Source organism: Mycobacterium sp. URHB0021 (genome assembly GCF_054057895.1).
In genome coordinates this window covers 7847708-7870178 of record NZ_JBSRZT010000002.1, presented here as the reverse complement: position 1 = coordinate 7870178, position 22471 = coordinate 7847708, and the positions used below count along the sequence as shown (strand labels likewise).

Here is a 22471-nt window from a genome sequence, read left to right as displayed (position 1 = left end):
AGATGATCCGTATCAGGAAACTCGTCACCATCGTGGTCTCGGCGGTGGCACTCGTCGCGCTCGCGGCATGCGGGAGTGGAGGAGGGGGCGGCGGCAGCAAGAACGGCCCCGTCGAGGTTGTCACGCACAACGCCGTCGGCGGCGGAAGTGACGTGTTCACCCGCCAGATGATCAAGGTGATGTACGAGAACAAGATCATCGACACCAACTGGCCGGTCCGTAACGTGCCCGCCGGTGATTCGATCGGTGCGATGTCGTACATGATCGACAAGAAGGGCAACGCGGGCTTGATCGCTCAGGTGACACCCACCTGGCTGGCGACCCCGATGACCGTTTCCAATGCCAAGGTCAGCCTCGCGGACCTGACACCGATCACACTGGTCGCGACCGAGCCCCAGGTGATCGTCACGAACGCGAAGTCTCCGTTCAACTCGTTCGCCGACTTCGTCAACGCCGCCAAGGCCGCGCCCGACACCCTGGTCCAGGCCGGTGGCTCCAGCACCGCCAACGACGCGCTGACCCGGTTGGTATTGCAGGACACCCTGGGCGCCAAGTGGAAGTTCCTGTCGTTCGAGGACACCGGCTCCCGCATCACCGCGCTGCTGCGCAACGACGCGAACATCATGCTGGGCAGCGCGTCCGACGTCGCCGAACAGGTCAAGGCGGGCCAGCTCAAGGTCATCGCGGTGGTCGGCGACCAGAAGCTGGACACCTTCCCCGACGTCACCACCACCACAGCACAGGGCATCGATTCGTCGAAGGTGCCCGTCCAGTTCCGCGCCGTGATGGGTGCCCCGGACATGCCCGCGGACGCCGTGCAGCGCTACCAGGACGACCTGTCGAAGATGATCGAGACCGAAGACTGGAAGACCCTCGCCAAGGAAAACGGCCTGGTCACCCAGAACCTTCAGGATGACAAGCTGACGGCGTATCTGAAGGAACAGACCGACATCGTGGGCGGCCTGCTGGCAGGACTAGGCCTGAGGAAGGATCAGTGATCGGAACCGAAGCGACATCGGTCCTGGCGACGTTCGTCACTGAGCAGGAGTGCGAGCAGATCCCCGAACCCGTCATGCACGCGGCGCGCCGTGCGCTCGTCGACCACATCGGGGTCACGGTGGCCGGCTCGGCCGATGACGCCACCCGCCGGGCCCGCGCCGCGATCGCTGCCAGCGGAAGCGGCGGCAGTGCAACGGTTGTCGGGTCGCGAATGCGGGTCGCCGCACCGTTCGCCGCGTTTCTCAACGCGTTCGCATCACACGTGCTCGACCTCGATGACGTGTACAACCCGCCCGGCACCACGGTGCACGGCAGCTGCTCGGTGTGGCCCGCCATCCTGGCCGTCGCCGACAACCGGCCCGTCAGCGGCCGCGATGCGCTGGCCAGCTTCGCGCTGGGATTCGAGGTGGAGACCCGGGTGGCGCACGCCGCCGGCCAGACGCACTACGACGCCGGCTGGCACGTCACCGGTACCTCGGGGCATGTCGGGGCGGCCGCCGCGGCCGCCCGCACGATGGGCCTGGACCGCGAGCAGGTCGAACACGCGATGGCCGCAGGCGCCACCCAGGCGGCCGGGCTGCGAATCATGGCGGGCAGTGACCTCAAGAGCATGCATCCCGGCAAGGCCGCGATGGACGGCGTGCTGGCGGCCACCCTCGTCGAGCACCGGTTGACCGCCAGCCCGCGCGTGCTCGAAGGCGACTTCGGCTACCTCGCGGTGATGAGCACCGACCCCGCACCGGACCGGATCAGTACGGGCCTCGGCGAGACGTGGAATCTCACGTCCAACGGACACAAGCTCTATCCCAGTGGCTCGTTGACTCATCCGATGGTCGACGGCGTCATCGCCCTGGTCGCCGGCGAGGACGTCGCCGCCGGCGAGGTCACCGTGATCGACGTCCGGGTGTCGCCGCCCGCGGCGCGCTTCACCGACCTGCCCCGGCCCGGCACGCCTATGCAGGCCAAATTCAGCCTGCGGCACTGTGCGGCCGCGGCCGTGGTGTTCCGGCGGCTGGGCACCGAGGAGCTGTCCCGGGAGGTGCTGGGCCGGCCCGACGTCGTCGACCTGCGCGACCGGGTCAAAGTCGTCACCGACCCGGCGCTCGGAAAGCAGGACGCCGACGTCGAGATCACCTTGGCATCGGGGCGGACACTGTCCACCCAGGTGCGGGGAAACCGCGGTACGCCTGCCGCTCCCCTCGACGACGACGAGCTCGGCGCGAAGTTCCGTGAGCTGGTCGGTCCGGTGCTCGGCGCGGAGCGCACTGAGCGGCTGTTGGCAGCCTGCTGGCAGGTCGACGAGCTCGCCGACGTCTCGGTGCTACTCGGCCAGACCGTCCCGGACTGATGCCCGACGTCGCGCTGGTCACCGGGGCTGGAAGCGGCCTCGGGGCGATCGTCGCCCAACATCTTGCAGCCCAGGGTCTTACGATCGCTGTCAACACTCGCGCTCACACCGAGAAGGCGGACGCGGTGGCGGCGGCGATCCGGCTGGCCGGAGGCAAGGCCTTCGCCGTCACGGCCGACGTCACCGATCCGTCGGCCGTGCGGCGCATGTTCGACAGCGTCGCCGTGAAGGGCACGCTGCGTGTCCTGATCAACAACGCCTCCTACCGTCCCCGGCAACCATTCCAGACCATCACCGAGCAGGACTGGCACCAGGTTCATGCGGTCACGCTCGACGGCGCGTTCCGCTGCATTCGCTGCGCGCTGCCCACGCTCATCCCGGGTGGACGCATCGTCAACATCCTCGGTCGCAATGCGCTGGCGGGGGACCCTGAGCGCGTTCACCTTTCGGCGGCCAAGCACGGTCTGGTCGGCCTGACCCTGGCACTCGCGGCGGCCCTGCGCGCCGACGGAGTGGCCGTCAACGCGGTATCGCCCGGTGTCGACACTGAGGGCGAAGACCTGGACCGGTGCCGAAGCGCGATCGCCGCAGAGGTCTCGCGCCTGGCATTCGCCGACGCCGCCGAGTGCACCGGTACGGTGGTGCGAATCGACTGCGACGGCGCCGTCGTCAGCACTGCGCCTACGGCGTGGTGAGCGCCAGCATCGCGTCGACGTCGCCGGTATCCCGTAGCGCGAAAACGGTTTCGGCCAGCCTGGCGGCGCGGGCACTCCCCAGCACCGGATCGGCGAGCCCGTGGAACTTCTCGGTGAGCTCGTCATCGGTCAGCCTGTTGCCGGGCGTGCCGCGCGCATGATCAACCCAGGTTTGCACCGTCTCGCCGGAATCGGTGACCGCCTCGGCGCCGGCCTGCGTGTGCGAAACGGCGGCGTCGGCGACCACCTCGATGCGCGCCATCAGGTCCCGGACGTCGGTGCGCGCGACGGCGGAGTCGGAGAACTCGGCCTCGCCCGCCCTGCCGTCGACCAGCGCGATGGAACATGCGAACGTCACCGAGAATTTTCCTTCCAAACCTGTTCGGGGGTCAGTCTTTCCGGTCAGCTCGCGCACCAGCGGGTGCACGCGCAGCGTGATCTTCTCGATCCGTTCCGGCGTCAGCCCCCGGCGGACGGCCAGGTCGCGGACGGCGTCGATGGCGGGGTGGATCACCACGCCGCACGCGTAGGGTTTGACGCCGTTGTCGAAGATCTGCCACCGCTCGCCGAGGCCGTCGACGAGGTCGGCGGGGGTGCTGGCCGACGACATCACCGCGAACATGCCGCGCCGGCCCTGCAGCGGATCGGGCGCTCCGGTGAATCCGCCTGCGGCGAGCAGGCCCGCCCAGACACCGGCCGCCGCCGCGTGTCCGGCATGGAAGGGCTTGGTCATGGTGCCGAACTGCTCGCGGTGGCCGGCCGCCTGGGTCGCGGCGATGCTCAGACAGTGGGTGGCCGCGATCCCGCTCAGGCCGAGCAGCCGGACGGCAACAGTCGCCGACGCGAGCGCCCCGGTGGTGCCGGTCATGTGCCAGCCCGCGTCGTAGTGCTCTGGGTACAGCGCATTGCTCACCCGCGCCGACAACTCGTAACCCAGCGCGTGCGCCGCGAGCAGGTCGACACCCCCGGCGTCGCGCCACTCCGCCAGCGCTGTGCCCGCCGCGTAAAGGGGCGTGGTCGGATGGAGGATCGTCGGTACGTGGGTGTCGTCGAAATCCAGTGCATGGCAGGAGATCCCGTTGACCAACGCGGCGTCGGTGACCCGCAGCCGATCCGCGGTGCCGAGCGCCCTGGCCTGCGGATCGCCGCCGAGCAGAAGACACTGCTCCCTGGCGATCCGCGACGCGGGCTCCCCGGCACCCGCGACGGCGAGACCGAGATGGTCGAGCAGGCATCGGGTGCTCTCGTGCATGACCTCGTCGGGGATTTTGCCGGGCGCGGTCTGACACACGAAATCGAGCAGCGTGCGCGTCTCGGCGGAGGTCCGGTCGTCGTAGCTTTCCGCGGCGTCTCCCATGTAGTCTGTATAACAGAATTTCTTTCCGTATCACAGACTGGAGTCTGGCGGTGAGTGATCGATCATCGGTGAGCTCCGGTCTGGCCACCTTCGCCTCCGGCCTGACGGCCGATGATCTCCCTGACGACGTGGTCCATCAGGCGGTCCGTTGCCTCGTGGACTGGCTCGGCTGCGCCATCGCGGGATCCGCCACACCCGAGTGCGCAGCGGTCCGCGCGGGCATCGACGCGCTCGACCCGGGTGGTTCCCGCGCGGCGACGATCGTGGGCAGTCCGCAGCGCTGCTCGGTGGGTTACGCCGCGCTGGCGAACGGAATCGCCGCGCATGTGCTGGACTTCGACGACACGTTCAATCCGGACCGGACGACCATCCATGGCAGCGCACCCCTGTGGCCCGCCATCGTCGCCACCGGCGAGTTGATTCCGGTGTCGGGACTCCAGGCCGTGGCCGCCTTCGTCGCGGGTTTCGAAGTGCAGACGCGGGTGGCGATCGCCGCCGGGGCGGGACACTACGACGCCGGCTGGCATGTGACCGGCACGGTGGGACACATCGGCGCGGCGGCGGCCACCGCACGGTTGCTGGGCCTGTCGCCGGCGCAAACACTGGCGGCGCTCGGTACCGGTGCCACTCAGGCCGCGGGCATGAAGGTGGTCTACGGGTCGATGGGCAAGTCCCTGCACCCTGGGAAGGCGGCAATGGATGGGGTGCTCTCGGGTTTCCTTGCGCGCCACGGGTTCACTTCGAGCAGCCAGGCTATCGAGGGCCACCGCGGATTCCTGCACCTGTTCTCGCCGGATCCTGCCCCGGAGCGGGCACTCGAGGGCATCGGTGAGCTCTGGTGCCTGCCGCGCAATGGATTCAAGCCCTACGCGTGCGGCTCCCTGACGCATCCGCCGGCGCAGGCTCTCATCGAGATGCGCACCGAGCACAACCTCACCGCAGCCGACGTCGTTGCGGTCGACGCCTACGTCCACGATTACGTGAAGACGACGACGGGTCTGCGGGAACCCCGCACCGGACTGGAGGGCAAGTTCAGCATTTATCATGTGCTCTCGGTCGCACTGGCCGACGGCGCCGCCTTACTCGACCAGTTCACCGACGAGCGAGTGGCCGACCCGGAGCTGGGCCGGCTCCGACAGAAGGTGCATGTCCACGTCGACCCCGAGCAGACCAAGGACTCCGCCCGGGTGGTGCTGTCGCTGAGCGACGGCCGGACGCTCGAGCGCTACGTCGCCCACAACCTCGGCACCCCCGACAACCCGATGAGCGACGGGCAGCTCGAAGACAAGTTCTTCGCGTTGGCCGCGCCCGTGCTGGGCGAGGCCGTTGCGCAACGGCTCGTCGGGACGTGCTGGCGAATGCTCGACCTCGACGACATCAGCAGCCTGGCGGCGATGGCCGCGACGCCCAGCTAAGTACTGCGGAATATACTCAGCTTCGGTAGGTTGTGGTGATGGAGCACTTCACGTTCGGCAGCAACAACGGCCTGCGCGTCTCGGCGCTCGCACTCGGGACAGGAAGCCTCGGTTCCCGTTGGGGTTATGGCGCCGAGCCCGACGACATACCGCGGATCTTCGAGACGTTCGCCGAGGCGGGCGGCACGTTCATCGACACCGCGGCGAGCTATCAGGTCGGCGAGGCCGAGGAGAACCTCGGCGGCCTACTCGACGGCCGGCGCGATCAATTCACCGTGGCGACCAAGTTCGCGATCGGCGGACCCGAAGGAACCGGGGTGCTGCAGACCGGCAACGGCCGCCGCGCGATGTTCCGTTCGGTGGAGGCCAGCCTGCGCCGACTCGGCACCGACTACATCGACCTGCTGTGGGTGCACTTCCCCGACTTCGTCACCCCGTTGGACGAGATCGTCCGCGGACTCGACGATCTCGCCAGGTCCGGCAAGATCCTCTACGCGGGACTGTCCAACTTCCCGGCGTGGATGTCGGCGCGGGCGGCGACCCTGGCCGAGGTGCGCGGGCTGATCCCGATCTCGGGTGTACAGCTCGAGTACAGCCTCGTCGAACGCAGCGCCGACCGGGAGAACCTCCCGATGGCCGAGGCGATGGGTCTCGGCGCAGCGCTGTGGTCGCCGCTCGGCGGCGGGCTGTTGTCCGGAAAGTACCGGTCGGGCACCGCCGGCAGGCTGACCGACTGGAACCGGTTGGTGCACATCGAGGACGAGCAGGCCAAGACCGCAACGGTCGACGCGGTGATCGAGACCGCCGACGCACTCGGGGTACCTGCCGCGCAGGTCGCGGTGGCGTGGCTGCTCGAGCGGGGCAGGCGGTCATCCACCGGTGTGGTGCCGATCGTCGGCCCCCGGACCGCGGCGCAGACAGAGTCCTATCTCGCGGCGCTCGATGTCCGCCTCGATGACCGGCAGTACCGCCACCTCGACGAGGTCAGCCGCATCGACTTCGGGCAGCCGCACGCCGCGTTGGCTGCCCAGCCAACCGCCACTCTGGGCGGCGACGCGTCCGGATTCAGTCCGCCGCGGATTCCGGTGGCATAGCTCAGGCCGCCGCGGGTGCCAGTGCCTGCCGCAGCATCGCGCACTGGCTCTCGAAGAACTGTTGCGACACTTTGGCTTTCGGGACGATCCCGTCGAAACCGTGGAAGGCGCCCTCGACGACCTCGACCTCACACGTAACGCCGGCCGCGGTGAGCCGCTTCGCATAAGCCAGGTTCTCGTCGTGGAACAGGTCCAGCGTGCCCACTCCCATCCACGCGGGCGGCAACCCGGCGAGGTCAGCCCGTCGCGCCGGCACCGCCACGTCGCGGTCGGCGTCGCCCAGATAGGCCGACCAGCCGAACTTGTTGCTCGACTGGTTCCACAGTCGATGGCCCGGATTGTCCAGATCTTTCCGCTGGACCGTGCGGTCGTCGAGCATCGGGTAAACCAGTAACTGTGCGGCCGGTTCGATTTCGCCGCGGTCGCGGGTCCACAGCGCCAGGGCCGCCGCCAGGCAACCACCGGCGCTGGCACCGCCGATCGCCAGCCGGGTTGCGTCGACCGAGGGCAGTCGGGCCAGCCACTGCAGCACCTCGTAGCAGTCCTCGATCTGCGCGGGATAGTGATTTTCGGGCGCCATGCGGTACTCCACCGAGGCCACGGTGGCGCCGAGTGCCCGGGCGTAGCGGCGGCACAGCACGTCGTCCTGTGCAGCCTTCCCGATCACGAATCCGCCACCGTGGATCCAGACCATTCCGGGGGACCGATCCGAGGTACCGGTAGGACGGAACAGCCGAACCCCGACTCCCGATGCCAGCGTGAGCACCTCGACGTCCCTGGGCGTTCGCCGCCACAGCAGGCGCTCGGAGGCGCGAATGATCGGCACCGTCACCGGCGTGATGATCTGCTTGGGAATGCGCCCGGCGGCGCGCCGCAGATCGGGATGAAAATCCGGGGTTCTGGGCACCTGCCCAGTATTACGTCAGGTGCGTCTCGAAGGCCACCCGGTCCCCGCGGTAGAGGGCCCGGACCATCTCGATGGGCCGGCCGGCCGTGTCGACCGACGTCCGCCTCAGCAGCAGCATCGGCATCGCGGTCGTCGACTCCAACAGCGAGGCCTCGCGCGGCGACGGAAGCACGGTCTCGATACGTTCGACGGCCGAGCCGAACTCCACGCCCGTCGCGCGGACCGCTGCGTACAGCGAGGTCGCCGGGTCGAAGCTTTCGGTGAACGTGCCGAATCTGCTCTTGGGCAGGTGGGTGCTCTCCAGCCCGATCCGCTGACCATCGGCGAGGAGCACCCGCTCCAGGTGGATGACGGTGTCGCCGGTCGGAATCGACAGCGCCTCGGCCATCTCTGGCGTCGCCGGGATTTCCCCCCACGTCACCGGTATGCGTCCGGGCACGCGGCCGCGCTCGGCGGCGCCCTCGGTGTAGGACCGTAGCGACAGCGGCTGAACCAGTTTGGGCCGGGACACCACGGTGCCGCGTCCGCGCCGCTCGATGCGGCCCTCGACCAGCAGTTCGTGCAGCGCCTGCCGGACCGTCTCCCGGGACACGCCGAACCGGACGGCGAGTTCACGCTCGGGCGGCACCGGGTCGCCCTCGTCGAGGTCGGCGAGAATGTCGTCGACGGCCGTGCGAACCAGGTACGGCTTCGGTAGCCGCTCCTGCGCGCTCAACGCGAAATCCGTTGCGTGAGTACGTGTTCCGCAATACCCAAAACCTCGGAGATCGATGCGGCCGCACCGCCCGGTATCTTCGCGGCGTCGTCGTACCGGCGCAGCCGGATCGCGTCCGGCCACCAGGGATGGTCGACGAACTCCGAGTCGATCGCGGCGCCGCCCTGACGGTCGAGAGAGTGCACCGAGACCTCCGACAGCGTGCCGGCGTAGGCGGGATCGGTCGCCACCAGATAGCGCTTGGCCGCCACGTGCGCGCCCGCCAGCCAGCCGACCCGGTCGCCGAACCGTGGGACGAGCCAGTCCCGGGCGACGCGCTCATGCTCCGGTATCGAGACCGCGCCCAGCAACGGGCTGTGCGCGGCGTCGTGCAACGCGGCCGCCAGCACCAGTTCGTCGTCGGCCCCGTCGGTCAGCGCCTGGGCGGCAGCTTGGAGCGCATGGTCGAGTTCGTCGACGGCGTCTTCGTCCCAGACGCCGCGCAGCGAGTACAGCAGATTCTTCACGTCGTCGATCGCGAACACGCTGCGTACGATACCGCAATTGGTCTATACCAATTCTTAACCTGTTGTTCCGCAGCGCAACACCCGCTGGCAGCAGGGTTGTTGCGGGAAGTGGGAAAGGTCTACGAGATGCGTGTGACGATCGTCGGGGGCGGGGTTCTCGGCACCATGCACGCCCTGGAGGCGGTCCGCCGGGGTCATGACGTCGTACAGCTCGAACGCGAGGTCGAGGCGCGGGGGGCTACCGTCCGCAATTTCGGCCTGGTCTGGGTGTCGGGGCGCGCCCGCGGCGAACTGGCCGCCTCGCTGCGCTCCAGGGAGCTGTGGGAGGCACTCGGCACCGACATCCCGGCGGTGGGCTTTCGGGCCACCGGATCACTGACCCTTCTGCGCACCCCCCGCGAGGTGGCGGTGGCCGAAGAGGTGGTGGCGCGCGCCGACGCGCAGGGTCGTGGTTTCGCCCTGCTGGAAGCCGACCGCGCGCGGGCGCTGAACCCGGCACTGCGCGGCAAGTACCTGGGCGCGTTGCACTGTTCGTGGGACGCCGCCGTCGAATCACGGCAGGCGCTGCCGGCGATCCGTGAGCACCTGGCGCTGACCGGCAGGTACACGTTCCTGCCGGGTGTCGAGGCGAGGTCCGTCGCCGGCCTGCGGGTGACGGACGACCGGGGCGACGTTCATGACAGTGACCTGGTCGTGGTCTGTGTAGGCGCCGCACACAGCGGACTCGTTCGAGAGCTCGCGGCAGATCTGCCCGTGCGGCGAGTGCGACTGCAGATGATGCAGACCGCCCCGCTGGGTGAGGCATTGACGACGGCGATCGCCGACGGCGACAGCTTCCGCTACTACCCGGGATTCGCCGGACACGCCTTGAATGACCTGCGGCGCCACGAGCCACAGGATCCGGTGGCCGATGAGCACCGCATGCAGCTGCTCTGCGTACAGCGACTGCACGGGGGGCTGACGATCGGGGACACCCACGAATACCGCGAGCCGTTCCCGTTCGACGTCACCGAAGAGCCGTACGTTTACCTCGCCGAAACGGTCGAGCAGTTCCTCGGCCGCGCTCTGCCCCCGATCGTGCGGCGCTGGGCGGGCGTCTACAGCCAGTGCATCGACCCGGATGCGCTTGTGTGCCGAACATCGCCGGACGACGGCGTGTGGGTGGTCACCGGGCCGGGCGGGCGCGGCATGACCCTGGGACCCGTGATCGCCGAACAGTCGGCCGATCTGATGGGCCTGTAACCGACGGCGAGAGGAAATCTATGCAAAGTCGCACAATTCAGCTGGCGGTCATCGACATGGCCGGCACCACCGTGTCCGACGACGGACTCGTCGTCACCGCATTCGAGGCGGCCGCGACTGCCGCGGGCGTGCCGGAATCGGGTGAACAGCGCGACCGCGCCAGGCGGTATGTGCTCGAGACCATGGGACAGTCGAAGATCAGTGTGTTCCGGGCGCTCTTCGATGCCGAGGAGACGGCTCAGGCGGCGAACGCGGCCTTCGAGACCGCTTACGAGGCGCTGGTCGACGAGGGCCGGGCAAAGCCGATCGACGGTGCGGCACAGGCGATCACCCGCCTACGTGAAGCGGGAATCAGGGTGGCGCTGTCCACCGGGTTCAGCGGGGCCACCCAAGAGAAGTTGCTCGCCGCGCTGGGCTGGCAGTCGCTGGCGGATCTGGTCGTCGCCCCGGGCGGTGGCGTCCGGGGCCGGCCCTACCCCGACCTCATCCTCTCCGCCCTGATGCGCCTCGACATCGACGGCGTCGGCAATGTCGCCGTGCTCGGTGACACCAGCAGCGACGTGGAGAGCGCGCTGCGGGCCGGTGCGGCGGTGGCCGCCGGCGTGCTCACCGGCGCTCACGACGAGCAGCAGCTGCGCGCCGCCGGCGCCACGCATGTGGTCGCCACCGTAACGGAGTTCGCCGAGCTCATCCTGCACATCGCCAACTAGAGAAGGAAACATGCAGTTACGCAACACTCTCCGCGTCGCCGGCATCACTGTGATCGCTGCGGCCGCCGCCATGACGGCCGCCTGCGGCGGCACCGGGTCGTCCGGATCGGGTGGTGAGACGGTCACCGTCTACAGCGCCGACGGGCTCGCCAACTGGTACAAGAACCAGTTCGACAGGTTCACCAAGGACACCGGCATCGCTGTCAACGTCGTCGAGGCAGGCTCGGGTGAAGTGGTCTCGCGACTGGAAAAGGAGCAGTCCAACCCGCAGGCGGACCTCCTCGTGACGCTGCCCCCGTTCATCCAAAAGTCCGACACGTCGGGCCTTTTGGTGGCCAGTGGCGTCGACACCACCGGAATCGCCGCCGATCAGGTCTCGGCCAACTACGTGCCGATCGTCAACAATGCACTCAGCTTCATCGCCAGCCCGGGTGCCAAACCGCACCCCAAGACGTGGGACGACTTGCTGGCACCGCAGTACAAGGGCAAGGTGCAGTACTCCACGCCCGGTCAGGCCGGCGACGGCACCGCCGTGCTGGTTCTGCTGCAGCACCTGCGCGGCAAGCAGGGCGCGCTGGACTACCTCAGCAAGCTGCAGGCCAACAACGTTGGCCCGTCGTCGTCCACCGGAAAGCTGCAGCCCAAGGTCAACAACGGCGAACTGCTGGTCGCCAACGGGGACGTGCAGATGAACCTGGACTCGCTCAAGTCCGACGGCTCGAAGTTCGACATCTTCATCCCGGCTGAGCCGGACGGCAAGCGGACCACGATTTCCCTGCCGTATGTCGCGGGGGTGGCCAAGGGCGCGCCACACGAGGAATCCGCCAAGAAGCTGCTCACATTCCTGTTGTCGGACGACGTGCAGAAGACCGTCGAGCCCGATGCGCTCGGCATCCCGGTGCGTGACCAGATCCGCACCGCCGCTGCGGAATCCCCGGCGGCGAACACTCCGGCCGCCGTGCTCGACGGCGTCGAGGTGTGGGCGCCGGACTGGAACACCGTGCTCTCGGAGTTGGATGCCGACGTGGCGGCATACCAGAAGGCCACCGGGGGCTGACGACGTGACCGAAATCCGGCTGGGCCAGAAGCAGTCCGGCGCAAGGAAAGTCGCGCAGCAGGCGCAAAGCCCCACCCCGGCCATCACCTTTGACCGCGTCGGCGTGTCCTACGGGCGCGGTCAACGGGCGACCAGGGCGCTGGTCGACTTCAGTCTTCGGGTGGCGACGGGTGAGACGGTGGCGCTGCTCGGGCCGAGCGGATCGGGCAAATCGACCGCGCTCAACGCGCTCGCGGGGTTTGTCAGACCGACGACGGGCCGGGTCCGGCTGGCGGGCCGTGACGTCACGGAACTGCCGCCGGCCAAGCGGGGCATCGGGGTGGTGTTGCAGTCCTATGCGTTGTTCCCGCACATGCGGGTGGCCGACAACGTGGCGTTCGGCCTCAAGTCACATCGCGTCTCTCGGCGTGAGATCGGGTCACGGGTGGCCGAGGCGCTGGACATGGTGGGCATGGTCTCCCATGGAAAGCGTTTGCCCCGTGAGCTTTCGGGCGGTCAGCAGCAGCGGGTGGCGATCGCGCGCGCTCTGGCGATCCGGCCGAAGGTGTTGCTGCTCGACGAACCGTTGGCCGCGTTGGACGCGCAGCTGCGCCAGTCGACGCTCGCCGAGTTGCAGCGGCTGAAGGAGTCGCTGCCCGATACGGCGATGCTCTACGTCACCCACGATCAGGCGGAGGCGCTCGCGCTGGCCGACCGGATCGTCGTGATGAAGGACGCGCGACTGATGGACGTCGACACCGCCGACAACCTCTGGAAGCGCCCGCCGACCAGCTTCACCGCCGCCTTCCTCGGCGGGGCGAACCTGATCCCGTGCACGGTGGGCCGGGTGATCGGCACCTCGGCACTGGTGACGATCGCACACAAGACCGTCAGTGCGGAAGCCCCGCAGCCGTCGGTCGGCAAGATCGACTGGGCCCCGGAACCCAAAGCGCTGCTGTGCATTCGGCCGCATGCCATGCGCATCGTCTCGCTGGGCGAGCGGGATGCGCTGCGGGCCACCGTCAAGTCGGCGGTCTGGCGAGGTGCCACCACACGTCTGGTGGTATCGGTGACCGGGCTGCCCGATCAGCTCATCGACATCGATGTCCCCGGCAATACGCAGATCGCCATCGGCACCGAGGTCGGGATCCGGCTTCCCGAACCGGCCGGAGTGCTCGTCCAGGCATCGGCGTGACCGCGCTACTCGACGCGCCGGTCCCAGCGGCTGACGTGCCGCAGCGGACATCGCCGATACGGTCGCGTGCCGCGCTCTGGACCATCCCGCCGCTGCTCGTCGTGCTCGTGGCTGTCGTGTATCCGCTCGTCCGAGTTTTCTTGGAATCGGCGAAAGGCAATGGCACTCAGCAGGGTTGGGCTACCTGGGTCGGCGTCCTGGCGTCGGGGATGTTCCGCGATGCGTTGTGGCGCACCGTGGCGATCGCGGCGACCTCGACGGCCGGCTGCCTGGTGCTCGGCACGTTCCTGGCGATCGTGCTGGCCTTCGTACCGTTTCCTGCCTCGCGGCTGGTCGGACGTCTGATCGACACCATCCTGGCGCTGCCGTCGTTCCTGATCACGTTGGCGTTCACGTTCCTGTACGGCACCGCCGGCGCGGTGAACGCCGCGATCGCCGGACTGACCGGCGGTGCCTCGGCCGCCCTGAACTTCCTCTACACCCCGGCCGGGGTCATCCTCGCGGAGATCACCTTCTTCACGCCGTTTGTGGTGCGGCAGCTGCTGGCCTCGTTCGCCGTCCTCCCGCGCGCTCAGCTCGACGTGGCCGCCAGCCTCGGCGCGTCACCCGTGCGGGTGCTGCGGTCGGTGATCATGCCCGAGGCCTGGCCGGCGCTGATGGCCGGCGGCAGCCTGGTACTTCTGTTGACCCTCAACGAATTCGGGATCGTGTTGTTCACCGGCGCAAAGGGCGTGATCACCCTACCGGTGCTGATCTACACCCGCGGCATCGTGACGTTCGACCTGCCCGGCGCCGCGGTGATCGCCACCGTCCAGGTCGCGCTGTCGCTGGTGCTCTACGGGCTGTACCGCGTGATCTTCGCGCGGATGATGAGCGGTCGCGAAAGGGGGCAGGCCGATGTTGTTGTGGAGCCGGCGAAGTAGGGTCGCCGTTCTTGCCATGTTCGCCCTCGTGGTGCTGGTGGTGTTCGCGGCGCCGCTGGCGACGGTGGCCCTCGCGGGTTTCGCGGGGTCTTGGAACGACGCGTTGCCATCCGGCCTGGGCTTCGCCCGATTCGGTGGCGCGCTCTCCGGGGAGAACCTGGCCAGCCTGTCCGTCAGCCTGCAGACGGCGTTCATCGCCGGTGCCCTCGCGTTGGTGCTGGGCACCTGGGCGGCGCTGTCCGCCAGCGAGGCGCCGCGATGGTTGAGTCGGGTCACCGACGCGGTGTTCCATCTGCCGATCGCGGTGCCCTCGGTGGCGATCGGGCTCGGGTTGCTGATCGCGTTCGACTCACGGCCGTTGCTTCTGGGCGGGACGCGGTGGATCGTCATCCTCGCGCATACGGTGCTGGTGCTGGCCTTTGCGTTCAGCGCGGTCTCGGCGGCGCTGGACCGGCTCGATCCCGCCTACCGCCAGGCCGCCGAGTCCCTGGGCGCCGGTCCGGTGCGGGTGCTGTTCCGGGTCACGCTTCCGCTGCTGCTTCCCGCGTTGGGTGCCGCCGCGGGACTGGCCGTCGCACTGTCCATGGGTGAATTGGGCGCAACGGTGATGGTCTACCCGGCGACATGGAAGACGATGCCGGTGACGATCTTTGCCCTGACCGATCGCGGCCAGGCGTTCCAGGCCGCCGCGTGCACCACGGTGCTGCTGCTGGTGACGCTGCTGGCCCTGGTGTTGCTCGGCCGGATCCGCGGTCGCGCAACCCTGCGCTGACCGCTGACCACCCGTGGGCCGAGCGTGCGTGTCTGCGGGGCGACACGCGGCGAAAAGGCGCACACTCGCGGGAGAAGGCGGCGCTACTTGAGCAGCGGATCCCGTGGCAGCCCGAGGATCCGCTCGGCGATCGTGTTGCGGGTGATCTCCGATGTGCCACCCGCGATGGTCATCGCCCGGTTGCCCAGATATGCCTGCGTCAGAGTCGGCGTCTGTCCCACGACGGCGCCGCGGCGGTGGCCGCAACGCACGCCATCTGCACGCAGATCTTCAACGTGCAGAGCAATATTCAGCTCCACGGCGGCATCGGCTTCACCTGGGAACACGACTCGCCCCTGTACCTGACTTACTCACAATGGAAGTCCTCTTTCCGTTTGACGGCTGTCGAGCAACGCTAGATGCCGAATCGATGAGTAGACACCTGGCGAATGTTGTCGTTTACGAATGCAACAGCGGGGTACGCTCGCGCCATGACGGTACGACCGGACACCCGGTACCCCGGACCCACGATGTGGACACGCGCCCGGTGGTTGCTGAGAGCCGGTCCATCCGACTACATGCTGGCCATGAGCGTGGCATCGGCATCGCTCCCCGTCATCGGGAAACACCTTGAGCCCCTTGGTGCGATGACCGCCATGGGCGTCTGGGGTTACCGTCACCTGCCCGAATTCCTCGGTGCAACGGCGCGCTCGTGGGGTAGCCCGGGCAATGCCGAGCTACGGCAACAGGAGCGCGACAGCACGCACGCCGTGACCGAAGCCGCACTGCGCGAAGTGGTGCCGGCGAAGGATCTGGCGATCGAGTGGCCCGCCCCCGAGCGCACGCCGCCGCTGTGGCGGATGCGCGAGTATCGGCGCAGTGTGTACAAGACGTCGGTGCGATACGGGCCCCGCCCCTCGCAGCTGCTCGTCGTGTGGCGCCGCGAGGACCTGGCGCCCGACGCACCGGTGCTGATCTTCGTCCCCGGCGGCGCATGGGTGCACGGCAGTCGCCTGCTACAGGGCTACGCCCTGATGTCGCATTTGGCCGAGAAGGGCTGGGTGTGCCTGTCCATCGACTATCGGGTGGCGCCGCATCACCGCTGGCCGTCGCACCTGACCGACGTCAAGACCGCGATCGCGTGGGCGCGCGCCAACGTCGACAAGTTCGGCGGCGACCGCAATTTCGTTGCGATTGCGGGTTGTTCGGCCGGTGGTCATCTGTCGGCGCTGGCCGGACTGACCGCCGATGACCCCGAGATGCAGGCCGAACTGCCCGAGGGGTCGGACACCTCGGTGGACGCCGTGATCGGCATCTACGGCCGGTATGACTGGGAGGACCGCTCCACTGCCGAGCGGGCCAGGTTTCTCGACTTCCTCGAACGCGTCGTCGTCGGCCGCAAGATCGCGAAGCATCCTGACATCTTCCGCAAGGCGTCGCCGATCGCGCGGGTGCACGCCGGCGCGCCACCGTTCCTGGTCATCCACGGCACCGGCGACAGCGTCATCCCCGTCGAACAGGCCCGCAGCTTCGTCGGACGGCTAAGGGCCGCGTCGCGTTCGGTGGTGAGCTACGTCGAGCTGCCGGGTGCGGGCCACGCATTCGACATGATCGACGGGGCCCGTACCGGACCCCCACCGTGCACATGCACACCCTCAAGCTGGCGGTGATCGATCTCTCTGAAATGAAGGGGCGCGAGTTCGGCATCGCCGACTTCCGCAAGGTCATCCATGGCCGGCTTTACAAGCTCGATCCCTTCCGCTACGAACTCGTCGACATACCGTTTAAGTTCCACCGCCCGATGTGGCGGGAGAACTGCGAGGTCGATCTCGACTATCACGTCCGACCCTACCGGGTCGACAGTCCGGGCGGCCGCCGCCAACTCGACGAGGCGGTCGGCCGCATCGCCGGAACTCCGCTGGACCGCAGCAGGCCGCTGTGGGAGATGTACTTCATCGAGGGCCTTGCGGGCGGTCGGATCGCCGTGCTGGGCAAGATCCACCACGCGCTTGCCGACGGTGTCGCGTCGGCGAACCTGCTGGCCCGCGGGATGGACCTGCAGGAGAGCCCGCTGGCCGACCGGGACTCGTACGCAACGGATCCCGCGCCCAGCCGCGCTGAACTTGTGCGCGCGGCATTCGCCGATCACATGCGGCAGATCGGCCGGCTGCCCAGCGTGCTGCGCTACACAGCGCAGGGGGTCAACCGCATCCGAAAGAGTTCACGCAAGCTGTCGGCGGACCTGACGATGCCATTCACCCCACCGCCGTCGTTCATGAATCACCGCGTCGACGCGCAGCGCAAGTTCGCCACCGCCACCCTGGCGCTGGCCGACGTCAAGGAGACTGCCAAACATCTGGGCGTCACGATCAACGACATGGTGCTGGCCGTCTCGGCCGGGGTGCTGCGGACCCTCTCGCTGAAGTACGACGGTCAGGCGGACCATCCGCTGTTGGCCTCTGTCCCAGTGAGTTTCGACTTCTCCAGGGAGCGTATCTCCGGTAACTACTTCACCGGCGTGATGATGGTGGTGCCCATCGAACTCGACGATCCATTGGCGCGGGTGCAGGCGGTGCACGAGGGGGCGGTAGAGGCAAAGGAGACCCATCACCTGATGGGGCCCGAACTGATCAGCCGGTGGTCGGCATACTTCCCGCCCGCGCCGGCCGAGCGGCTGTTCCGTTGGCTGGCCGAGAAAGACGGTCAGAACAAGGTGCTCAACCTGCCGGTCTCCAACGTGCCCGGCCCGCGCGAACCCGGCCGGGTCGGCGGCGCGCTGGTCACCGAAATCTATTCGGTCGGCCCGCTCACCACGGGCAGTGGCCTGAACATCACCGTGTGGAGCTACGTGGATCAGCTCAACATCTCGGTGCTCTCCGATGGCGCCACCCTGGCGGATCCGCACGAACTGACGGGCGAGATGATCAAGTCATTCGTCGAAATCCGCTGCGCCGCGGGTCTTTCCGAGGAGCTGTCCGTCGTCGAGTCGGCCATGGCCTAATTGTCGGCTCTGCCGACGTCGGCCCAATTGTCGCCTCTGCCGACGTCGGCCTGATTGTGGCTTCTGCCGACGTCGGCGCAGTAACGCTTGTCGGTCGCCGGGCGGCGTGCACCCAGGACAGGAACTCCTCGACCGCCTGCGCGGTGTGGTGTGCCCGCGGTGACCCGTAGTAGAAGTCGAAGGCATGCTGGGCGTGTGGGATCTCCGCGTATGCCACCGTCGACGTCGACACCGCACGCAGCGCCTCGACGAATTCGCGGCCCTCAGGCACGGGGATGATCGAGTCGTCCTGACCGTGCAGGACGAAAAACGGTGGCGCGTCTGAGCGTAACCTACTGATCGGAGACGCGTTGACGTAGATCTGCCTGTGTTCGGCGAATCGCTTCTTGACCACGAACTTCTGCAGGAAGGCGATGAACTCCTTGCGGCCGGAGCCTCGGCTGGACACCCAGTCGTAGCGGCCGTAGATCGGAACGGCGGCCACCACCGACGTGTCGGCGTCCTCGAATCCGGGCTGGTACTGCGGATCGTCGGACGTCAACGCGGCCAGTGAGCAGAGGTGCCCGCCCGCGGATCCTCCGGTGATCGCCACGAAATCCGGATCCCCGCCGAAATCGGCGATGTTCTCCTTGATCCACGCCAGTGCGCGTTTGACGTCGACGATGTGATCGGGCCAGGTGTGCTTCGGACTGACCCGGTAGTCGATCGACACACACACCCCAGCCGCGGTCGGCCATGTGACTCAACAACCCATAAGCTTGCGGTCGCCGCATACCGATCGTCCACGCCCCGCCGGGCACCTGTAGCAGGACCGGGGCCTTGCCGTCCCGGGGCAGGTCGGCGCTGCGCCAGATGTCGGCGAGGTTGATCTTGGGATCGGGGCCGTACTGCACGGTGCCGGCCTTCTCCACGTAGCGGCGACGGATCAGGTCGTTGGGCGGAATGCCGATCCGACGGCGCCGTCGGGCCGGCTGGGACTGCGCTGCGACCGTTTCGTAGTCGTCGCCGAGGGCCTCGCGAAGGGGCTCCTCGAAACTGGGTTGCGAGGCCGCATTGCGGTGGTGAATCAGCCACAGCAGGCCCCATGGATCGTGGTGAGCTGGAACGCAATTCGTCCCCGCATCCCGCGAAAGTCGCCGCGCAGCCCGCGACGCACGGCGTCGAGTACGGAGCCGGCGAGGTACAGCAGCGACAATTCCGAGGTGGGCCAGCCGAACGCGAAGACCGGGATGGTGATGTAGCCCTCGCGGGCGATGGGCGATAGACCGTTGGCGGCGTTGACGAGCTCAGCGACCGCATGCAGTAGCGGATGACGATGTCTGCTCATGGAGGAGGCTGATAGCCGACGGACGGCGATTCGAAACCGCCGCTCAGCCCAGCACCGGGAGTCGGCGGTCCTTGGCGAGTTCGTCGAGCGCCCGCTGCATGACGTGACGCACGTGGGCGTCGACTTCATCGATGTCCGGCTCCGCGCCGAACTGCTCGATGATGTTGATGGGCGGCAGCACGCGCATGACGATCTTGGCCGGCAACGGGACATTGGGCGGGACCACCACACTCAGGCCGAAGGGGAATCCGAACGAGATCGGCACGATCTTGGCCCGGGCGAGGCGGGCGATCGGTCCGAGACGCTTGGCCAGCCAGGTGCCGCGGGACAGGTAGAGCTGGGTTTCCTGGCCTCCGATGCCGACCGTGGGCACGATCGGGACGCCGGCGTTGAGCGCGGCCTTCACGTAGCCGGTACGGCCGCCGAAGTCGATGACGTTCTCCGACAGTGTCGGGCGGTACACGTCGTAGTCGCCGCCGGGGAACACGACCACCAGACCGCCCGACCGCAGGGCCGCGTCCGCGTTCTCGTGGTTGGCGCTGATGTAGCCGATCTTCTTGAAGAAGTCCCCGGCCGGTCCGACCATGAGCATGTCGTGGCTCAGCGTGTACAGCGGCCGTCCGTAACCGTGTTCCCGGTAGTAGTCGGCCGCCAGGATCGGCACATCCATCGGCATCATGCCGCCGGAGTGGTTCGACACCAGCAGCGCGCCGCCGGGCGGGATGTTCTCCAGCCCGCGCACCTCCGACCGGAAATAGCGCTTCAGGAAGGGCCGGGTCATCCCCATCACGCGCTCGGTCAGGCCCGGATCCCACTTCATGAGTTCCGAGGGCTCGATATCGGTCGTGGCCATGGGGCTCCCTGTCGAATTAGAACGTGTTCTAGTTTTATCGTACTCAGTCGCCGCGGCAACGTTGCCACAGGTCGATAGCATCGCGTGCGTGACCGATGAAGCCAATACCGAAGAACCTGTCCTGGTCGAACAGCGTGACCGCATCCTGATCATCATCATCAACCGGCCGCAGGCCAAGAACGCGGTGAATGCCGCGGTCAGCCGCGGGCTGGCGGACGCGGTGGACCGCCTCGACGGCGACGCGGGGCTGTCGGTCGGCATCGTTACGGGCGCAGGGGGATCGTTCTGCGCAGGCATGGACCTCAAGGCGTTCGCCCGGGGCGAGAACGTGGTGGTCGAGGGCCGCGGGATGGGCTTCACCGAGCGCCCGCCCGTGAAGCCACTGATCGCGGCGGTCGAAGGCTACGGGCTCGCGGGCGGTATGGAGCTGGCGCTGGCGACTGATCTGATCGTGGCGGCGAAGGACTCCGAGTTCGGCATCCCCGAGGTGAAGCGTGGCCTGGTCGCAGGTGGCGGAGGCCTGCTGCGGCTGCCGCAGCGCATTCCGCCGGCGATCGCGATGGAGCTCGCGCTCACCGGGGACAGCCTGTCCGCCGAGCGGGCGCTCGCCCTCGGACTGGTCAACGTTCTCGCGGAGCCCGGCCACGTGCTGGAGGCGGCGATCGAGCTGGCCGAGCGGATCACCGCCAACGGGCCGCTCGCCGTCGCGGCGACCAAGCGGATCATCACCGAGTCGCGCGGCTGGAGCCCCGACACGATGTTCGCCGAACAGGTGAAGATCCTGATGCCCGTGTTCAGCAGCAACGACGCGAAGGAGGGCGCGATCGCGTTCGCCGAGAAGCGCGCACCGAAGTGGACCGGCACCTGAGTCGCTGGGTCTTCGACGGCCATATCGCCGGGTTCGGCTCGGCCGCCGGTGTGCGGTTCGTCATCGGCGTATGGGCGCAGTCGCCGCTGGGGTCGTTCTCCGACGTGATGGTGCAGCGTGCCGATGGCGAGCGGGTGCTGCTGGCCCCCGACCGCGAGATCGCCGAATTCGTTGCCGCGACATACCATTTCGATCTGGTTCGGACGGGCGCGGTGACCTCCGAACTATCCGACGGCGGATTGGTGGTGTCGGCGCCGGGGTTGGACATAGCGGTGACGATCGGCGGACCTGCCCCGATCGACCGGCTGCTCAGATGGGTTCCGGCCCGCATCGCCACGTCGCCGGTGTGGTTGCGCGCGATCGACCCTGTCGCGGCGAGGGTGATGCCGGGCGTGCGCACCGCCGGTGCCGCGGCGGCAGGGCGGCGCGAGTATTACGGCGTCCGGCGGTCGCACCGGATCGTGGGTGTCGATGGCACGTTCGACGGGTGGGACCTGGGCGGGCTTGCACCGCTGCGGCCGCCGGTCACCTTTGGTTTCTCGTCCGCGCCGGCGTCCCCGCAGGTGGTACGGGTGACGACCACGATCGACGAGGCCGCAGCGTGATGCCCGGTGATGACGAGGTTATGGCTGCGCGGCCGTGGGCAACCCACATGCATGGCACACGGTGAACAACTGCCACTGGCGGACTACGACCAGCTATCGCTCAACGATCTGCGGCACCGCATCCGGTCGCTCGAGGAGGCGCAGCTGCGGACATTGTTCGATCATGAGACCGAGCACGGCAACCGGATTCCCGTGCTCGAGGTCCTTCACGCCCGGTTGCGGGAGCTGACCCACGGCGCCGAGCCGTCGGCGGGCGACCAGTCGAACGCCCCGGGCGCCACCTCGACGCCGGCCGGCTCACGGGTTCGGGAGTCGACGGCAGCCGAGCCGGGCGCCCCCACCTCTACATCCTGATCCGGGTGGAGTCTTCGCCCTGCTGTCCCATCAACGTCGTGTAGGCCTCCACGACGAGCTCCCCGTCGTCATCGGTGTAGGTGTTGCGGATGACCACGATGTCGGCGCCGAACCGTTCGTCGACGGACTCGATATCCACGCGGCCCCGCAGCCTGTCGCCCGCGAGAACCGGCTTGTGATAGACGAACCTCTGCTCGACCTGGACTATCTGCATGGCCGCCAGCCCCACGTCGACGTTCCGGAAGAACTCGTCCTGCAGCAGAAGCGCGAATATGGATGTGAACGTCAACGGCGCGACGATCGATCGGTGCCCGAGCTCCGCGGCGGCCTTTTCGTCGAAGCTGGCGGGATCGGTTGCCGCGATGGCGCTCGCATAGCCGCGGATTCGCTCCCGCTCCGCGATCCAGTGGTCCGGGTACGTGCGGCTCATGCCACGGATGTCGGTTTTGAGCGCCATCAGCGGACCACGTCGTTCCTCTGTTCACCGGCCGGCCCAGTGCTCGGCCGATGTGAGAAGTACCCGCTAAAGGTCAACACAACGCGACGCTCGATTTTTCGCCCTTGACCTAA

General features: G+C 68.0%; 22 protein-coding genes and 3 pseudogenes. 17 read left to right on the top strand and 8 right to left on the bottom strand.

The genetic code is table 11. The features are described from left to right. The first annotated feature begins 2 nt into the window (after positions 1 to 2). The 3 genes from ACVWWN_RS40590 to ACVWWN_RS40580 are packed head-to-tail and all read left to right on the top strand — an operon-like array spanning position 3 to position 3042. Complete coding sequence (locus ACVWWN_RS40590; protein WP_457148930.1) at positions 3 to 998, top strand: tripartite tricarboxylate transporter substrate binding protein; 996 nt, start codon at positions 3 to 5, stop codon at positions 996 to 998. Then, positions 995 to 2347, top strand: a complete 1353-nt coding sequence (locus tag ACVWWN_RS40585; protein ID WP_457148929.1) for an MmgE/PrpD family protein — start codon at positions 995 to 997, stop codon at positions 2345 to 2347. Before ACVWWN_RS40590 ends, ACVWWN_RS40585 begins: the two co-directional genes overlap by 4 nt. Continuing rightward, entirely contained in the window at positions 2347 to 3042 is a 696-nt protein-coding gene (locus ACVWWN_RS40580) for an SDR family NAD(P)-dependent oxidoreductase (RefSeq protein WP_457148928.1), read from the top strand. Before ACVWWN_RS40585 ends, ACVWWN_RS40580 begins: the two co-directional genes overlap by 1 nt. Here ACVWWN_RS40580 and ACVWWN_RS40575 read toward each other — a convergent pair. Continuing rightward, positions 3029 to 4399 carry an MmgE/PrpD family protein gene (locus ACVWWN_RS40575; protein WP_457148927.1) on the bottom strand — a complete coding sequence of 457 codons (1371 nt, stop codon included), beginning with the start codon at positions 4397 to 4399 and terminating at the stop codon, positions 3029 to 3031. The genes ACVWWN_RS40580 and ACVWWN_RS40575 overlap by 14 nt on opposite strands. Before the next feature lie 50 nt (positions 4400 to 4449). Between ACVWWN_RS40575 and ACVWWN_RS40570 the strand changes: the two genes are divergently transcribed. Both ACVWWN_RS40570 and ACVWWN_RS40565 read left to right on the top strand, forming a co-directional pair. Further along, positions 4450 to 5814: an MmgE/PrpD family protein gene (locus tag ACVWWN_RS40570; RefSeq protein ID WP_457148926.1), complete on the top strand. Its 1365-nt coding sequence runs from the start codon at positions 4450 to 4452 to the stop codon at positions 5812 to 5814. 38 nt (positions 5815 to 5852) lie between these two features. Continuing rightward, complete coding sequence (locus ACVWWN_RS40565; protein WP_457148925.1) at positions 5853 to 6908, top strand: aldo/keto reductase; 1056 nt, start codon at positions 5853 to 5855, stop codon at positions 6906 to 6908. A 1-nt stretch (position 6909) separates the two neighbouring features. Here ACVWWN_RS40565 and ACVWWN_RS40560 read toward each other — a convergent pair whose 3' ends face one another. From ACVWWN_RS40560 to ACVWWN_RS40550, 3 genes are read right to left on the bottom strand one after another with little or no spacing between them, the layout of a single operon-like run. Beyond that, positions 6910 to 7815, bottom strand: coding sequence for an alpha/beta hydrolase (locus tag ACVWWN_RS40560; protein WP_457148924.1), 906 nt, complete (start codon positions 7813 to 7815; stop codon positions 6910 to 6912). Between the two features lie 10 nt (positions 7816 to 7825). Next, a complete protein-coding gene (locus tag ACVWWN_RS40555; protein WP_457148923.1) occupies positions 7826 to 8530 on the bottom strand; it encodes a GntR family transcriptional regulator in 705 nt (234 codons plus the stop codon). Next, entirely contained in the window at positions 8527 to 9054 is a 528-nt protein-coding gene (locus ACVWWN_RS40550) for an HD family phosphohydrolase (protein ID WP_457148922.1), read from the bottom strand. The genes ACVWWN_RS40555 and ACVWWN_RS40550 overlap by 4 nt, the downstream gene beginning before the upstream one ends. A gap of 108 nt (positions 9055 to 9162) precedes the next feature. Between ACVWWN_RS40550 and ACVWWN_RS40545 the strand changes: the two genes are divergently transcribed. The 6 genes from ACVWWN_RS40545 to ACVWWN_RS40520 are packed head-to-tail and all read left to right on the top strand — an operon-like array spanning position 9163 to position 14914. Next, a complete protein-coding gene (locus ACVWWN_RS40545; RefSeq protein ID WP_457148921.1) occupies positions 9163 to 10278 on the top strand; it encodes a TIGR03364 family FAD-dependent oxidoreductase in 1116 nt (371 codons plus the stop codon). Between the two features lie 20 nt (positions 10279 to 10298). Continuing rightward, positions 10299 to 10988, top strand: coding sequence for a phosphonatase-like hydrolase (locus ACVWWN_RS40540; protein WP_457148920.1), 690 nt, complete (start codon positions 10299 to 10301; stop codon positions 10986 to 10988). Between the two features lie 10 nt (positions 10989 to 10998). Further along, positions 10999 to 12045 (top strand): 2-aminoethylphosphonate ABC transporter substrate-binding protein, encoded by a 1047-nt coding sequence (locus ACVWWN_RS40535; RefSeq protein ID WP_457148919.1) that lies wholly within the window; start codon positions 10999 to 11001, stop codon positions 12043 to 12045. A gap of 4 nt (positions 12046 to 12049) precedes the next feature. After that, positions 12050 to 13219, top strand: a complete 1170-nt coding sequence (locus tag ACVWWN_RS40530; protein WP_457148918.1) for an ABC transporter ATP-binding protein — start codon at positions 12050 to 12052, stop codon at positions 13217 to 13219. Continuing rightward, a complete protein-coding gene (locus ACVWWN_RS40525) occupies positions 13216 to 14142 on the top strand; it encodes a 2-aminoethylphosphonate ABC transporter permease subunit (RefSeq protein ID WP_457148917.1) in 927 nt (308 codons plus the stop codon). The genes ACVWWN_RS40530 and ACVWWN_RS40525 overlap by 4 nt, the downstream gene beginning before the upstream one ends. After that, positions 14117 to 14914, top strand: coding sequence for an ABC transporter permease (locus tag ACVWWN_RS40520; RefSeq protein ID WP_457148916.1), 798 nt, complete (start codon positions 14117 to 14119; stop codon positions 14912 to 14914). The genes ACVWWN_RS40525 and ACVWWN_RS40520 overlap by 26 nt, the downstream gene beginning before the upstream one ends. A gap of 83 nt (positions 14915 to 14997) precedes the next feature. On the opposite strand, the pseudogene ACVWWN_RS40515 reads toward ACVWWN_RS40520, so the two are convergent. Continuing rightward, a pseudogene (locus ACVWWN_RS40515) lies at positions 14998 to 15111 on the bottom strand (acyl-CoA dehydrogenase family protein); the annotation flags it as partial. 30 nt (positions 15112 to 15141) lie between these two features. On the opposite strand from ACVWWN_RS40515, the pseudogene ACVWWN_RS40510 reads away from it, so the two are divergent. The 3 genes and pseudogenes from ACVWWN_RS40510 to ACVWWN_RS40500 form a co-directional block, all read left to right on the top strand. Beyond that, positions 15142 to 15258 (top strand): annotated as a pseudogene (locus ACVWWN_RS40510) (hypothetical protein); the annotation flags it as partial. Positions 15259 to 15384: 126 nt separating this feature from the next. Beyond that, a complete protein-coding gene (locus tag ACVWWN_RS40505) occupies positions 15385 to 16563 on the top strand; it encodes an alpha/beta hydrolase fold domain-containing protein (protein ID WP_457148915.1) in 1179 nt (392 codons plus the stop codon). Next, a complete protein-coding gene (locus ACVWWN_RS40500; protein WP_457148914.1) occupies positions 16539 to 17894 on the top strand; it encodes a WS/DGAT/MGAT family O-acyltransferase in 1356 nt (451 codons plus the stop codon). The genes ACVWWN_RS40505 and ACVWWN_RS40500 overlap by 25 nt, the downstream gene beginning before the upstream one ends. Positions 17895 to 17985: 91 nt before the next feature. Here the strand turns inward: ACVWWN_RS40500 and ACVWWN_RS40495 are convergent. Continuing rightward, positions 17986 to 19221: pseudogene (locus ACVWWN_RS40495) on the bottom strand (alpha/beta hydrolase); the annotation flags it as partial. Between the two features lie 43 nt (positions 19222 to 19264). Continuing rightward, on the bottom strand, positions 19265 to 20074 hold the full coding sequence (locus ACVWWN_RS40490; protein WP_457148913.1) for a lysophospholipid acyltransferase family protein: 810 nt from the start codon (positions 20072 to 20074) through the stop codon (positions 19265 to 19267). 88 nt (positions 20075 to 20162) lie between these two features. On the opposite strand from ACVWWN_RS40490, the gene ACVWWN_RS40485 reads away from it, so the two are divergent. Genes ACVWWN_RS40485 through ACVWWN_RS40475 form a run of 3 tightly spaced genes read left to right on the top strand, consistent with a single transcriptional unit; the run spans position 20163 to position 21901 of the window. After that, complete coding sequence (locus ACVWWN_RS40485; protein WP_457148912.1) at positions 20163 to 20942, top strand: crotonase/enoyl-CoA hydratase family protein; 780 nt, start codon at positions 20163 to 20165, stop codon at positions 20940 to 20942. Further along, positions 20927 to 21547 (top strand): hypothetical protein, encoded by a 621-nt coding sequence (locus ACVWWN_RS40480; protein ID WP_457148911.1) that lies wholly within the window; start codon positions 20927 to 20929, stop codon positions 21545 to 21547. Before ACVWWN_RS40485 ends, ACVWWN_RS40480 begins: the two co-directional genes overlap by 16 nt. A gap of 51 nt (positions 21548 to 21598) precedes the next feature. Then, positions 21599 to 21901, top strand: coding sequence for a hypothetical protein (locus ACVWWN_RS40475; protein ID WP_457148910.1), 303 nt, complete (start codon positions 21599 to 21601; stop codon positions 21899 to 21901). On the opposite strand, the gene hadC is transcribed toward ACVWWN_RS40475, so the two are convergent. After that, on the bottom strand, positions 21891 to 22358 hold the full coding sequence (gene hadC / locus ACVWWN_RS40470) for a (3R)-hydroxyacyl-ACP dehydratase subunit HadC (RefSeq protein WP_457148909.1): 468 nt from the start codon (positions 22356 to 22358) through the stop codon (positions 21891 to 21893). The two genes, ACVWWN_RS40475 and hadC, sit on opposite strands and share 11 nt — an antisense overlap. Between the last annotated feature and the right edge of the window lie 113 nt (positions 22359 to 22471).